The organism is Anaerobiospirillum sp. NML120448 (assembly GCF_023050945.1).
Classification (GTDB): domain Bacteria; phylum Pseudomonadota; class Gammaproteobacteria; order Enterobacterales; family Succinivibrionaceae; genus Anaerobiospirillum.
The window spans coordinates 1-13,149 of sequence record NZ_JALKIM010000019.1 but is presented as its reverse complement, the minus strand read 5'-3'; the positions used below and the strand labels follow the sequence as shown (position 1 = coordinate 13,149).

Here is a 13,149-nt window from a genome sequence, read left to right as displayed (position 1 = left end):
ATGTGCGGAGTAGTGGGCATTGTTGCCAACTCACCAGTAAATTTATCCTTGTACGATGCTTTAACTGTGCTACAGCATCGTGGTCAGGATGCAGCTGGAATTATTACCCTTGATGAGGGTAATTTCAGACAAAGAAAAGCTAACGGATTAGTTAGTGAAGTGTTCCAGCAAAAGCACATGATGAGATTAAAAGGCAACATTGGCATTGGCCATTGTCGCTATCCAACAGCAGGCTCATCCTCTGCTGCCGAAGCTCAGCCTTTCTATGTCAACTCTCCATTTGGTATTGCTCTTGCTCATAATGGCAATCTTACCAACTCTAGAGCCTTAAAGCAGAAGTGCGAGAGCATCTTCCGCCATGTAAATACCAGCTCTGATAGTGAAATCCTTTTAAATATCTTTGCCTGGCGCTTACAAACCATTACCAATTATCAACGTTTCCCAACTGCTGATGATATCTTTAACGCTATTCGTGGTGTTAATGAGGATATTAGCGGTGGTTATGCTGTAGTTTCCTTGATTATTGGCGTAGGCTTAGTTGCTTTCCGTGATCCTTTTGGTATTCGTCCTTTAGTTTTAGGTCACAGAAAAGATGAGAATGGCAAAGATGAGTACATGGTTGCATCTGAGTCTGTTGCCTTATCTATTTGTGGCTTTGAGTTAGTACGTGACGTTGCTCCTGGTGAGGCTATCTTTATTGATAAGAATGGCAATCTTCACAGTGATATGTGTGCAAGCTCTACTAAGTTACAACCTTGCATTTTCGAGTATGTATATTTTGCTCGTCCAGATTCTGTAATGAATGGTGTGAGTGTTTATGCTGCTCGTGTATCCATGGGTACTAAGCTTGCTGAAAAGATTAAGCGTGAGTACAGCCATTTAAATATTGATGTGGTTATTCCAATTCCTGAGACCTCCAGTGATATTGCTGTACAAATCGCACGTATCTTAGGTGTTCCTTACCGCCAGGGCTTTGTTAAGAATCGTTACATTGGCCGTACCTTCATTATGCCTGGTCAAAAGCAACGTAAAAAGTCAGTACGCAATAAGCTCAATCCTATTCCAGCAGAGTTTAAGGGCAAGAGAGTATTATTAGTTGATGACTCTATTGTTCGTGGTACTACCTCTGGTCAGATTGTTGATATGGCTAAAGAGGCTGGCGCTCAGGCTGTTTACTTTGCATCAGCAGCTCCTGAGGTTCGCTATGCTAACGTTTATGGCATTGATATGCCTACCGTTAAAGAGTTAATTGCTTATGGTCGCAGCAATGAAGAGATTTGTGAGCTTATCGGCGCTGATGCCTTGATCTATCAAGATCTCAAGGACTTAGAAGATGCCGTACGTGAGCAAAACCCTCAGCTTACTGACTTTGAGGAGTCAGTATTTACTGGCCACTACATTACTCCAGGTGTGGATGAGGAATATTTTGCTTTCTTAGATCAGCAGCGCTCAGACGACGCTAAAGCTGATAAGGCTTGGAAAGATTCTAATGAAAGCTTAGAAATATACAATATCTAACGAAACTAGTTAGTTATTAAAAAAACAAAAGAGAGTCTGTACTTTGCAATGCAGACTCTCTTTTTTTATTAATTAAAAAGGCCATCTTAGCAAGCTAAGATGGCCTTAATTAGTTCAATTTAGTAAAAGCTAATTAAGCACCCTTTTGGAGACGGTTTAATTGCTCATTTAATAAAGTGATTTGAAGCTCGTTCATCTTAGAGATTTGATCACGAATAGCGGCTTGCTCCTCTGGGGCAGCCTCTGATAAACGTTGCTTAGCATCCTCTAAGTCAGTCTTAATTTGAGTTAAGCACTCATCAATCTGGGTGTCAGAAAGCATATCTGGGGTAGCAACCTCAGTGCCTTGAGCAGCGGCAGCAGATGGGCTTAATAACATATTAGCTAATAACACACCAGCGCCAGCGCCTGCTAGGGAGCTTAAGAAAGAGCCGCCCATGCCCATACCGCCTGGAGCTGCAGCTGGAGCGCCAGCTTGAGCCTGTTGAGGCTGAGCATTACGGTTAGCGGTATTGTTATTAGTAGCAGTGTTGTTATTGGCTGCGGTCTTGTTATCGGTAGTACGAGTTGGGGTAGCAGCTTTACGAGTTGAGGTTGTGGCTCGTGGAGTTGCACGTGGGGCTGCACGGCGAGCGCCACCACGACGAGCATCTAGCTGAACAGATGCAACATCATTAACTAAACCATTAACAAAATTGGTGATTGGATTAGCCTGTACACCCTGAGCGCTTAAAGCAAAAGATACGGTGATAGCGGAGGCAATTAAAGTTTTCTTTAACATTGTGCAAACCTAAAAAAAATAGGACTAAGGACTAACTAAACATTTATTAGGTTAGAGCATAACACAAGCAAATTAGTTTTAAATTAGCAAATTGTATTCGTATTAAGGCGCTCACATTTTTTTGTAATTTTAGTAATTACAGAAAATAAAGAGCCCTATGGTTGTTAAAAGATCTAGGTAAAATAATGATTAGGCCATATAAAGCATGGCTATAGTAGCAACAGTAGCTAAGATAATTAGGCCTAAAAATAAGTAAGTAAAAAACTTGAGCATGGCTGACCTTTAAGAAAAACTGATAAAAATAAGCAAATTAATTTGGTAGGTAGTAATAATCTTATTAAGTTGAGGCGGGAAAAGAAATAGGTAAGGTGAAGTTTCTATAGATACAACGGATATAAATAAAAAAATCAGCGTAGTGCTGATTGTAAATGGTGCGCCTTAGTGGACTCGAACCACCGACCCCCACCATGTCAAGGTGATGCTCTAACCAAGCTGAGCTAAAGGCGCATTGTTCTGTCGAACGCTGTGCATTATAGCGGCCAGTTTTAGCCTTGGCAAGTGTAATTTTATATTTTTTTAACAAAAAATTAGTTTGAGGCTAAACAAAGTGCTTATATTGTAGTGCAAAGCATACTCCAAGAGCGTATACTGTGCATTCGATGGCTTCGCACAGGACAGTGCTGACGAGTTAGTTTGCGCATAGTTGCGATGCAATCTTTGTTTTATTTTTTTAGAGGACCTCAAGGTGCATCGTTGGCACCGTTGGTTTTGAATTATGCCTAAAATTACTCTACCTAATGGCGATATCAAAGAGTTTGATACCGCAGTATCAATTGCCGACATTGCTGCAAGCATCGGCCCTGGTTTAGCTCGTAACTGTGTTGCTGGTCGCATCGATGGTGTATTACATGATGCTTGTGACTTAGTTACACATGATGCCAAGGTTGAGATTGTTACTCCAAAAGATAAAGATGGTTTGGAGATCATTCGTCACTCTTGTGCTCACTTATTAGGCCACGCTATTAAGCAATTATGGCCAGCTACTAAGATGGCTATCGGCCCAGTTGTGGATAACGGCTTCTACTATGATGTTGATTTAGACCACAAATTAACTGCCGAAGACATGGAAGCTCTTGATAAGAGAATGCATGAGCTTGCTAAGACTGATTACAAGGTAATCAAAGAGGTAGTTGACTGGAATGGTGCTTATGATGCTTTTACCAAGCGTGATGAGCCATACAAGAAGTTAATTTTAGAAGAGAATATCGATAAGTCAGATAAGCCTGCCTTATATCACCATGAAGAGTACACTGATATGTGCCGTGGCCCTCACGTACCACACATGTCATTCTGCTCTCACTTTAAGCTTACCCACTTTGCTGGTGCTTATTGGCGTGGTGACTCCAAAAATAAGATGTTGCAGCGTATTTACGGTACTGCATGGGCTAGCAAAGAAGAGCTCAATGAGTACATTAGAAAGCGTGAAGAGGCTGCCAAGCGTGATCACCGTGTTTTAGGTAAGAAGCTTGACTTATTCCACTTCCAGCAGGAAGCTCCAGGCTTAGTATTCTGGCACCATGATGGTTGGACCATCTACCGCTTAGTCGAAGACTACATGCGTGGTATGTTACATAAGTACGGCTATATTGAGGTTAACACCCCTCAAATTATGGATCGTGTCTTATGGGAGCGTTCTGGCCACTGGGATAAGTATGCTGAGAACATGTTCACTACTTCATCTGAAAACCGTGAATATGCTATTAAGCCAATGAACTGCCCTGGTGCTATCCAGATCTTTAATAGCCGTACCCGTTCTTACCGTGACTTGCCAATTCGTATGGCTGAGTTTGGTAAGGATCACCGTAATGAGCCTTCTGGTTCTTTACACGGTTTATTACGTGTACGTGGTTTCGAGCAAGATGATGCTCACATCTTTATTACCGAAGATCAGATCCTTCAAGAGGTTACTGAGTGTATTAAGATGGTTTACGAAGTTTATGATAACTTCGGTTTCCACAACATTGACGTAAAGCTTTCTACCCGTCCTGAAAAGCGTATTGGCTCTGATGAGATTTGGGATAAGTCTGAAAAAGACTTAGCTGATGCTTTAACTGCCAATGGCTTAGAGTTTGAGTTACAGCCTGGTGAGGGTGCTTTCTACGGTCCAAAGATCGAGTTCACCTTACATGACTCTTTAGGTCGTGCCTGGCAATGTGGTACTATTCAGCTCGACTTCTCACTACCTCAGCGTTTAGAGGCTCACTATGTAGGTGAGGATAACCAAGAGCACGTACCAGTTATGATTCACCGTGCAATGCTTGGCTCTTTAGAGCGCTTTATCGGTATCTTAACCGAGGAGTTTGCTGGTGCTTTCCCAACCTGGTTAGCTCCAGTTCAGGCCGTAGTAATGAACATTACCTCCAACCAAGTTGAGTATGTAAAAGAAGTTACTAAGAAGCTTGATGAGGCTGGTATTCGTGTTCAATCCGATCTCCGTAACGATAAGGTAGGATTCAAGATTCGTGAACATACCTTAATGCATGTTCCTTACATGTTAGTATGTGGTGATCGTGAAGCTGAGAACGGTCAAGTGGCTGTTCGTACCCGTAAAGGTGTAGATTTAGGTGCAATGTCAATTGATGATTTGATCAGCATGATTAAATCTGATATTATATCGCGCAAACTTTTTACCAAGGCTGATGAAAAGCCTGAGGAAAAAAAGTAGAAACAAGCTGCAACAAGTCGCTAACTTAGAGATTTAACTCTCTAAACAAGAAGGGCTAGTAACTTATACTTTGCTAGCTCTTTTGTTGTGCTTAAGTGCACAATGATTTTGGTATTGCAGGTTGATCCCTGAATAATTTGAATAGTAGGAGTTTGCTATAAACAGCGCAAAAAAGACCGGTAGGCCACAGCCAAAGAACCGGGTTAACGGTGATATTAGATGTCGTGAAGTACGTCTAATTGGAGAGGACAACGAGACAATAGGTGTTGTACCTACTGCTCAAGCTCTACGCATGGCTGAAGAAGCTGGTGTAGATTTAGTAGAAATCAGTCCTAATGCTGATCCTCCAGTTTGTCGCTTAGTTGAGTATGGCAAGTACCTCTATGAGAAGAGCAAGGATCAGAAGAAGAAGAAGCAAAAAGTAGTTCAGATCAAGGAAATTAAATTCCGACCTGCTACTGATGAAGGCGACTATCAGGTTAAACTACGCAACCTGATCCGCTTCTTAGAAGAGGGCAACAAGGCCAAGGTGACCTTACGCTTCCGTGGACGCGAAATGGCTCACCAACATCTTGGTCTAGATGTTCTCAAGCGTGTAGAGCATGATCTATGCGAAGAAAAGGGATTAGCTACAGTTGAAAGCGCCTCTCGTGTTGAGGGTCGTCAAGCAACTATGGTTTTAGCCCCTAAAAAGAAATAAGAATCTTAAGGGATTAAAAGATTTAATCACAATAGTAGATTAAACCCCTTACTTTCTACTCATTAAATGCGGAGTTATTTACAATGGCTGGAAAAGTCAAGGTCAAGATGAAGACCGATCGTGGCGTTGCCAAGCGCTTCAAGAAGACTGGCAGTGGTCACTTCAAGTGCCGTCACCAAAACTTACGTCACATCCTCACTAAGAAGAGCCGTAAGCGTAAGCGTTCATTACGTGCTATGAACATCGTTCATACTTCAAATGTTCGCGCAATCATGCGTCAATTACCTTACGCTTAATCGGAGGATACAATAAATGGCAAGAGTTAAGCGCGGTGTTACCGCTCGTGCACGTCATAAGAAGGTTTTAAAGGCAGCTAAGGGTTACTACGGTGCTCGTTCACGTACCTACCGTGTTGCCGTCCAGGCTGTTACCAAGGCTGGTCAGTATGCTTACCGTGATCGTCGTCAGAAGAAGCGTCAATTCCGCGCTCTTTGGATCGTTCGTATCAACGCTGCTGCTCGTCAGTACGGCTTAAGCTACTCCAAGTTCATGAACGGTTTAAGAAAGGCCAACATCCAAATCGATCGTAAGGTTCTTTCTGAGCTCGCCATCAACGAGAAGGCCGCTTTCGAGACCATCGCTAACCAGGCTCGTGCTGCTTTAGGTTTATAATTTCCTAAAAGCTCAGCTTTTTAGCAAAAGAGGGGTTACCAAAAAGGTAACTCCTTTTTTTTTGCCCCAAAACCCATTCTTTGCAATTAACTCTGTCACTACCGAATGGGTCAAATCTCTATCTACCGCAATAGATAGGGATTTTTATTGCCTAAACTAGGCACCACGCCTGGCAAGGCCAAGCGTAGCTTAGCAAGGGACAGGGGCCTTACAAACACATACTTTCTAATATGGTACTAGAAAGGCTAAAGTAGCAAAGATAGAACTGGTAGCTACTGGTGGTGATGGTGATGGTGATGGTGATGGTGATGGTGAGTGTTACTATGATTGGGTTAGCGAGGCTTAAGGTCATGGCCATGGTGGGCATGACCATGGTGGTCATGGTCATGATGGGCGTTGCCATGGAGGGCATTGCCATGATGGGCTATAGGGGAGAGCAATAAAAAAAGCCCAGAGAAGGGATATCTCTCTGGGCTCTTAAATATTATATCTTTTGGATTGGTTTTAATAGGATAGGCTTATTAGCGCTCATCCATAGCGATAACGTGACGCTCAGGAGAGCCAATGTAAATCTGACGAGGACGACCGATACGGCTTTCATCCATATTCTGCATCTCGTTCCAGTGAGAAATCCAACCAATGGTACGTGCTAGAGCAAAGATTACAGTAAACATGCTTACTGGAATGCCAATAGCCTTTAAGATAATACCAGAGTAGAAGTCTACGTTTGGATAGAGGTTACGCTTTACGAAGTACTCGTCGCTCAGAGCAATCTGCTCTAATTCGGTAGCTACACGTAAAATTGGGTGATCCTTAATCTTAAGCTCTTGGAGAACCTCATGGCAGGTTTCTCTCATTACTAAAGCACGAGGATCATAGGTCTTATAAACACGGTGACCAAAGCCAGAGAGACGGAAAGGATCATCCTTATCCTTAGCACGCTTAATAAATTCTGGAATACGATCAACAGTGCCAATTTGCTCTAACATGCGTAAGCAAGCTTCGTTAGCACCACCGTGAGCAGGGCCCCATAAAGAAGCGATACCAGCAGCGATACAGGCATAAGGGTTAGCACCAGAAGAACCTGCTAAACGTACTGATGAGGTAGATGCGTTTTGCTCGTGGTCAGCATGTAGAGTAAAAATACGGTCTAAAGCACGCTCAATAACAGGATTTACTTCGTAGTTCTCACATGGGGTAGCAAACATCATGTGAAGGAAGTTGCCAGCATAGCTTAAATCATTGCGTGGATAGATAAATGGGTGGCCGATAGAGTACTTATAGGCCATAGCTGCTAAGGTTGGGATCTTAGCAATTAAACGAATTGCTGTTGCTTGACGGTGCTCAGGATCATAAATGTCTAAGCCACCGTGATAGAACGCACTAAGAGCGCCTGCCACACCACACATAACTGCCATTGGGTGGGAGTCACGACGGAAGGCTTTAAATAAAGAAGCGATTTGCTCATGGATTAAGGTGTGGTGACGTACTTTAAAGCAGAAGTCATCATACTCACGCTTGCTAGGCATTTCACCGTTAAATAACAAGTAACAAACTTGTAAGTAGTCAGCCTTACGAGCAAGGTCGGCAATAGGGTAGCCACGATATAGCAATACGCCTTTCTTACCATCGATGAATGTAATTCGAGAGCTACAAGCAGCTGTAGACACAAAGCCTGGATCATAGGTGAAGTAACCTTGCTTACCTAACTCACGAATATCAATACATTCTGGACCGATAGTGCCTTTTAAGATAGGCAACTGAATAGGGTCATGGCCAGGAATAGATAAAGTTGCTACCTTGTCTAGGACTGTAATGTCATGTAAATCACTCATTGCTTTCCTGCTCCTCAAATACATTAGACGCAACAGACAAGATGAATATACCTATTAAAGTGCAATTTTTGCTAAAAATAGTAAAAATGAACTAAATTGGGCAGTTGCTATACGAATTGCTGCATATTAGTGCATAAAGGCTAAAATCCTATATTTTCCTTAATTAGTGATAGTTAATCATAGTTACAATTCTATTTTCCCTAGTTACTATTTTAGTTAGCTCTCAACAACTATGCTTTACAATGGTGCGTATTAAATAGGAATAGTAAGAGGAATTAACGAAAATTTTTCAAAAATTTAGGATGATCGAATTTATGCACTAATAAAGCTAGTTAATGGCTGTTTTTATCTCTTTTGTGCACCATTTGTATACATTAGTCATAATGAATTTGTATAACTGTAAAGACAGTGAAAATGGCTTATGGCTAGCCAAAGATAACTATCAAAGCTTAAAAGTTAGCGCTTAGTCCTTTATAAAAAGTTGCAAGTGGCTTTAGACCGTGTTTTCTTTCTGTTAATATCTTTAGACTAACTTTTATTAAGATCACAATTTCAGGTAGAAATAATTGTTTTTTGATAAAAGTAAGTAGCCCTAGAATTTTGGTCTCACTAATCATAGAGTGGATTGGATTTTGTCATGCAACAAAAGATTTTAACTACTGAATGTACTGATGCTACTGGTTTAATTGCTAAGGTAACTACCACTTGTTTTGAGTTTGGTATTAACATTGTGCACCAAGATCAGTTTGCCTCTGAAGAAGATAACCGCTTTTTCATGCGTTCAGTTTTAGAGGGTGACTTTAATCAGAGCAACGAAAGCAAGTTTTTACAATGTGTAACTGCTAAATTACCTGATGATGCTATTGTGCAGTTAAAGGATAAAGCCGTTAAGCCACGTATTGCTATCTTGGTAACTAAAGAGTCTCACTGCTTAGGCGACTTGCTTATGAGAGCCTATAGTGGTTCTTTAAATGCAGAAATTGTCATGGTTGCTGGTAACTATCCTGATTTAGGTGACTTAGTATCTAAATTTGGCATTCCATTCCATGTTGTTTCTCATGAGGGTATTTCTCGTGACGAGCAAGAAGAGCGCATGATGAAGCTCCTTGATGACTGCAATCCAGACTATATTATTCTTGCTAAATACATGCGCATTTTATCTCCAAAGATGGTTGCGCATTATCCAAAGGGCAAGTTAATTAATATTCACCACTCATTCTTACCAGCCTTTATTGGTGCTAAGCCATATCAACAAGCTTTTGAGCGTGGTGTAAAGATTATTGGTGCTACCGCCCACTTTGTTACTGATAATTTAGATGAAGGCCCAATTATTGAGCAGGACGTAATTAAAGTAACTCATCGTTATGAGGCTGCTCAGATGGCTAAGGCTGGCCGTGATGTAGAGCGTTTAGTGTTAGCTCGTGCTTTAGGTAAGGTCTTTAATAATAAGGTCTTTATCCACGGCAATAAGACCATTGTGTTCTAAGATTATCTAGATAAGAGCATGATCAAAAAAGCTTCCTACGAAAGTAGGGAGCTTTTTTGCTTTCTACATACCGCCTAATAGAGAAAGAGCAATATTAGGTCGACTATTAGCTTGGCTTAAAATAGAGCTAGCAGCTTGCTGAATAATATTAATTTGAGTGAGATTAGCTGTCTCAGATGCAAAGTCAGTATCACGTATACGAGAGCGGGCATCAGCTTGGTTTTCTGCTACATTAGATTGATTACGGATAGAGGATTCTAAACGGCTCATATAAGCGCCTAAATCAGCACGACGGGATGAGACCTCATTGATTACATAGTCAATGGCTCCTAGAGCGTTACTGGCAAGCTCTTGAGTTGAGATATCAACTGTTAAAGCTTCTGCTGTGCCATCCTGGGCCTTATCAACTACAAAAGCACCCTTGGACATATCCTCAACAGTTTGATTGCGTCCACCTGGGCCAGTTGGATATTTGGTGTCAATCATAAGCTCAGGGACAAAGAAATTTTTAACCTGAGCAACAATTTGATCGCCGTGATTGGCTCCTACTTGTAAACGCAAAATACCTGGAATATGGTTTTTACCATTAGGGATATCCTCATAGATATCATCTGGGCCTTTCATATGACCCATGAGAATTTTTTTGCCTGCAAAAGTAGTATCGGTAGCAATAGCTGATGCGCCTAAGAGAGCTTGTCTTACCTCATGCTGAATAGCAATACGATCATCATTAGAGTAGGTGCCGTTAGCTGCCTGTACTAGTAAAGTACGAGCACGTTGGAGGCTATTGGTAATTTCATCTACAGCTCCATCAATAGTCTGAAGCAGGGCCAAACCATCGTTGGCATTACGATTTCCCTGATTAAGACCATTTATCTGTGAGGTTAAGCGATCTGCGATTTGCAGTCCTGCTGCATCATCTTTAGCAGAGTTAATGCGCAAGCCTGAGGCTAGGCGCTGGTAAGATACATTTAATTGGTTCTGGGCATTGTTTAAAAAGCGCTGACTCTGTAAAGAGCTAATATTAGTTTTGACATAGATGGCCATAAAACTATCCCTAAATTAGAACCATAAAATGCATAGTTATTTTTAAATATTTTGGTAGCTATATTATAAAGTTATCACTGCTCAATTATAGTCGTCTAATATCAGGTTTTTGATAAATATTAGTAATATGGAAGATAGGTAACTTAGCGGCAATACAAATCTTATCCAAGCGTCTATCTCTTTGTTTTCTATCTTCACTAAGGTGAGTAGGATCATCTAACTCAATAGCACAAACAATGCGATCAGTGCCTTTTTCAATTAACAAAAAGTCAAAACACATGTTATGGCATTTTTGAGCAAATAACAGACGCTGCTTCCTATCGATTTTTTCACTGGCAGTCTTAGGTAGATCAACCATAGGATTGATATTAACTACTGAGCCGACACTAACTTGGCAATAAATTTCGTACTTGTAGCCAAACCAAATTCTCAGCTTTTCTAAATAGTGATGTTCAAAGTTGGTAACTAAGAAATTTTTATGTTCAATAGCGCCTGCTTTAATCATAGTAGTGAAAAGAGCATTAAGTTCACTAGTATCAGGACCTTTGGCAGCACTATCTGGAGTGGCTTTGACCAACTCACTGGCATGATCAGTGGCATTAGGATGAGTAAAGCCAGTTAAGGCTTGATCTGATTTATTGTTTAGAAAATCAAAGCTTGGATCATGAGGCTTTTTACTAAATAATTTGCCAAAGAGACCTTTAGAAGCTTCCTTTTGAGGTTCGCTAGCCTTTTTATTGGCTTTATTAGCAGCAGGTCTTCTAGTTTTACTCTGGGCCTTATTGTCTTGCTCTTTACTCTTTTGGCCTCCACTTGGCATAAGTAGTCCTATGATTAAAACCACAAATAAAGCACCAGCAATATGAAGAACTAGTTGAGACAAAGATAAGGAGAAGAGATATTCAATAATAAACATAATACAGCGCAATTAAACCCACAAAATCATAATCAGATATATTATATCATTATAAAAGTAATGCATTAAAAATTATATAGCACCACTATCCCCATTCTGCCCAACTAAGCCCTAAAAGCCACTCCATCCCCATTCGTTAAACTCCTACCCAGCTCAGCTCAGCTCAGATCAGCTTAGCCCAGCCAAGCACAGCTCCAGCCCTTACATGCCCTGCCAAGCCCAAGCCACTTATAGCCCTTCACTGTCTTGCCCGACTAAACCAAAATCTTGGCCCTGATAGGCCTATAAAACGACAAAACCGACTCACTTGGTAATGGGTCGGTCTTATCAATGCGGCTCAGGCCAGTGCTAGCCCAGCGCCAGCGCTGGGCGCTAGGCGCCTAGCGCTTAGTGCTGGCACTTATGGGGCTAAACGAGAGGTAGTCCAGGTACCATCTTCATTTAGGTCGTAAATGAAGCGGTCATGCAGGCGGTTTTCACGGCCTTGCCAAAATTCTACCTGATGGAAAAAGACACGGTAGCCACCCCAGAAAGTTGGTAGTGGTACTTCACCATTTTTGAATTTTTCTCTAAGCTCGGCAAATTTGCTCTCTAGTACGGAGCGGGCGCTAATTCTACTGGATTGATGGGAAGTCCAAGCGCCAATTTGACTGTCACGAGGGCGGGAGTGGAAGTACTTAATTACCTCAGGTACAGAAAGCTTTTGGGCAGTGCCCACAAACATTACTTGACGCTCTAAGTAGTACCAAGGAAAGAGCATAGAAATTTTAGGATTGTGAGCTAAGTGTTGTGCTTTACGAGAGCCTAAATTAGTAAAAAATACTAAAGACTTTTCATCATAGTTCTTTAATAAAACCATACGTGAATAAGGCTGACCACTTTCGTCCACAGTGCTAACAACTACGCCATTAGGGTCGTAAAGATTAGCATTAATCATATCCTTGAGCCAGCGCTCAAAGAGAGGAATAGGAGTGGGGGTTAGATCCTTTTCATCAAGTCCTGCCATGGTATAGCTGCGGCGTAATGGTCCTACATCAATCATCTCTAATCTCTTTAATTTAATGGCTGCAATCTAAAATGAAAAGCTAAATAGTTTGTGTCAGTTTGGCGTTTGAGTAACGCTCAGCCTGAAAACTGCTATTTGAGCCTAGTATCGGAGCTTAATTGTAGTTCTTAGTTTATTAAAGTGGAGAAATTTCACTGCAAATATTGTTAGCTGCCCTGAACTAGAGCAAGTAACCTTATAAGGAGGGTTTAATAAAAATTTGTACCATTATTGGGCAATGACTGAGAACAAGAGTTTATTAAGTGATAGTAAAAGTGCATTTTTATCGCAAGTAACATGATTTTTTAAAAATCACTATTTTGGTGCTTAGAGAGCAAGAGCTCTGCATATTTATAAAGTTTTTATTATTAGAAATTCTTATATAAAGATAAGGTATTTTTAATCTCTTGTCTTTATAAAATCC

General features: G+C 41.1%; 11 protein-coding genes and 1 tRNA gene. 6 read left to right on the top strand and 6 right to left on the bottom strand.

Annotation, left to right across the window (positions count from 1 at the left end):
- A complete protein-coding gene (gene purF / locus MXE38_RS05205; RefSeq protein ID WP_246912899.1) occupies positions 1-1,518 on the top strand; it encodes an amidophosphoribosyltransferase in 1,518 nt (505 codons plus the stop codon).
- 133 nt (positions 1,519-1,651) lie between these two features.
- Here purF and MXE38_RS05200 read toward each other — a convergent pair whose 3' ends face one another.
- Entirely contained in the window at positions 1,652-2,299 is a 648-nt protein-coding gene (locus MXE38_RS05200) for a hypothetical protein (RefSeq protein ID WP_246912897.1), read from the bottom strand.
- 429 nt (positions 2,300-2,728) lie between these two features.
- Positions 2,729-2,806: transfer RNA gene (locus MXE38_RS05195), tRNA-Val, on the bottom strand.
- A gap of 268 nt (positions 2,807-3,074) precedes the next feature.
- Here MXE38_RS05195 and thrS point away from each other — a divergent pair.
- The 4 genes from thrS to rplT all read left to right on the top strand — a co-directional run bounded on the left by thrS (position 3,075) and on the right by rplT (position 6,396).
- The gene (gene thrS, locus MXE38_RS05190; protein ID WP_246912896.1) at positions 3,075-5,024 is read left to right on the top strand and encodes a threonine--tRNA ligase; all 1,950 of its coding nucleotides are present in this window, start codon (positions 3,075-3,077) and stop codon (positions 5,022-5,024) included.
- Positions 5,025-5,181: 157 nt separating this feature from the next.
- On the top strand, positions 5,182-5,724 hold the full coding sequence (gene infC / locus MXE38_RS05185) for a translation initiation factor IF-3 (protein ID WP_246912943.1): 543 nt from the start codon (positions 5,182-5,184) through the stop codon (positions 5,722-5,724).
- Positions 5,725-5,807: 83 nt separating this feature from the next.
- Positions 5,808-6,020, top strand: coding sequence for a 50S ribosomal protein L35 (gene rpmI, locus MXE38_RS05180; protein ID WP_246912894.1), 213 nt, complete (start codon positions 5,808-5,810; stop codon positions 6,018-6,020).
- Between the two features lie 16 nt (positions 6,021-6,036).
- Positions 6,037-6,396 carry a 50S ribosomal protein L20 gene (gene rplT / locus MXE38_RS05175; protein WP_246912892.1) on the top strand — a complete coding sequence of 120 codons (360 nt, stop codon included), beginning with the start codon at positions 6,037-6,039 and terminating at the stop codon, positions 6,394-6,396.
- A gap of 521 nt (positions 6,397-6,917) precedes the next feature.
- Here the strand turns inward: rplT and MXE38_RS05170 are convergent.
- Positions 6,918-8,231, bottom strand: coding sequence for a citrate synthase (locus MXE38_RS05170; RefSeq protein ID WP_246912891.1), 1,314 nt, complete (start codon positions 8,229-8,231; stop codon positions 6,918-6,920).
- A gap of 637 nt (positions 8,232-8,868) precedes the next feature.
- Here MXE38_RS05170 and purU point away from each other — a divergent pair.
- Positions 8,869-9,717 (top strand): formyltetrahydrofolate deformylase, encoded by an 849-nt coding sequence (purU, locus tag MXE38_RS05165; protein WP_246912890.1) that lies wholly within the window; start codon positions 8,869-8,871, stop codon positions 9,715-9,717.
- A gap of 63 nt (positions 9,718-9,780) precedes the next feature.
- On the opposite strand, the gene MXE38_RS05160 is transcribed toward purU, so the two are convergent.
- The 3 genes from MXE38_RS05160 to pdxH all read right to left on the bottom strand — a co-directional run bounded on the left by MXE38_RS05160 (position 9,781) and on the right by pdxH (position 12,722).
- Positions 9,781-10,764: a flagellin gene (locus MXE38_RS05160; protein ID WP_246912888.1), complete on the bottom strand. Its 984-nt coding sequence runs from the start codon at positions 10,762-10,764 to the stop codon at positions 9,781-9,783.
- Between the two features lie 85 nt (positions 10,765-10,849).
- Positions 10,850-11,680 carry a DUF2726 domain-containing protein gene (locus tag MXE38_RS05155; protein WP_246912887.1) on the bottom strand — a complete coding sequence of 277 codons (831 nt, stop codon included), beginning with the start codon at positions 11,678-11,680 and terminating at the stop codon, positions 10,850-10,852.
- Between the two features lie 400 nt (positions 11,681-12,080).
- Positions 12,081-12,722 carry a pyridoxamine 5'-phosphate oxidase gene (pdxH, locus tag MXE38_RS05150; protein ID WP_246912886.1) on the bottom strand — a complete coding sequence of 214 codons (642 nt, stop codon included), beginning with the start codon at positions 12,720-12,722 and terminating at the stop codon, positions 12,081-12,083.
- Between the last annotated feature and the right edge of the window lie 427 nt (positions 12,723-13,149).

Excerpts from the sequence above, each read along its gene's own strand:
- purF (WP_246912899.1), top strand. The coding sequence starts at position 1 with ATGTGCGGAGTAGTGGGCATTGTTGCCAACTCACCAGTAAATTTATCC.
- MXE38_RS05200 (WP_246912897.1), bottom strand. The coding sequence starts at position 2,299 with ATGTTAAAGAAAACTTTAATTGCCTCCGCTATCACCGTATCTTTTGCT.
- thrS (WP_246912896.1), top strand. The coding sequence starts at position 3,075 with ATGCCTAAAATTACTCTACCTAATGGCGATATCAAAGAGTTTGATACC.
- rpmI (WP_246912894.1), top strand. The coding sequence starts at position 5,808 with ATGGCTGGAAAAGTCAAGGTCAAGATGAAGACCGATCGTGGCGTTGCC.
- rplT (WP_246912892.1), top strand. The coding sequence starts at position 6,037 with ATGGCAAGAGTTAAGCGCGGTGTTACCGCTCGTGCACGTCATAAGAAG.
- MXE38_RS05170 (WP_246912891.1), bottom strand. The coding sequence starts at position 8,231 with ATGAGTGATTTACATGACATTACAGTCCTAGACAAGGTAGCAACTTTA.
- purU (WP_246912890.1), top strand. The coding sequence starts at position 8,869 with ATGCAACAAAAGATTTTAACTACTGAATGTACTGATGCTACTGGTTTA.
- MXE38_RS05160 (WP_246912888.1), bottom strand. The coding sequence starts at position 10,764 with ATGGCCATCTATGTCAAAACTAATATTAGCTCTTTACAGAGTCAGCGC.
- MXE38_RS05155 (WP_246912887.1), bottom strand. The coding sequence starts at position 11,680 with ATGTTTATTATTGAATATCTCTTCTCCTTATCTTTGTCTCAACTAGTT.
- pdxH (WP_246912886.1), bottom strand. The coding sequence starts at position 12,722 with ATGATTGATGTAGGACCATTACGCCGCAGCTATACCATGGCAGGACTT.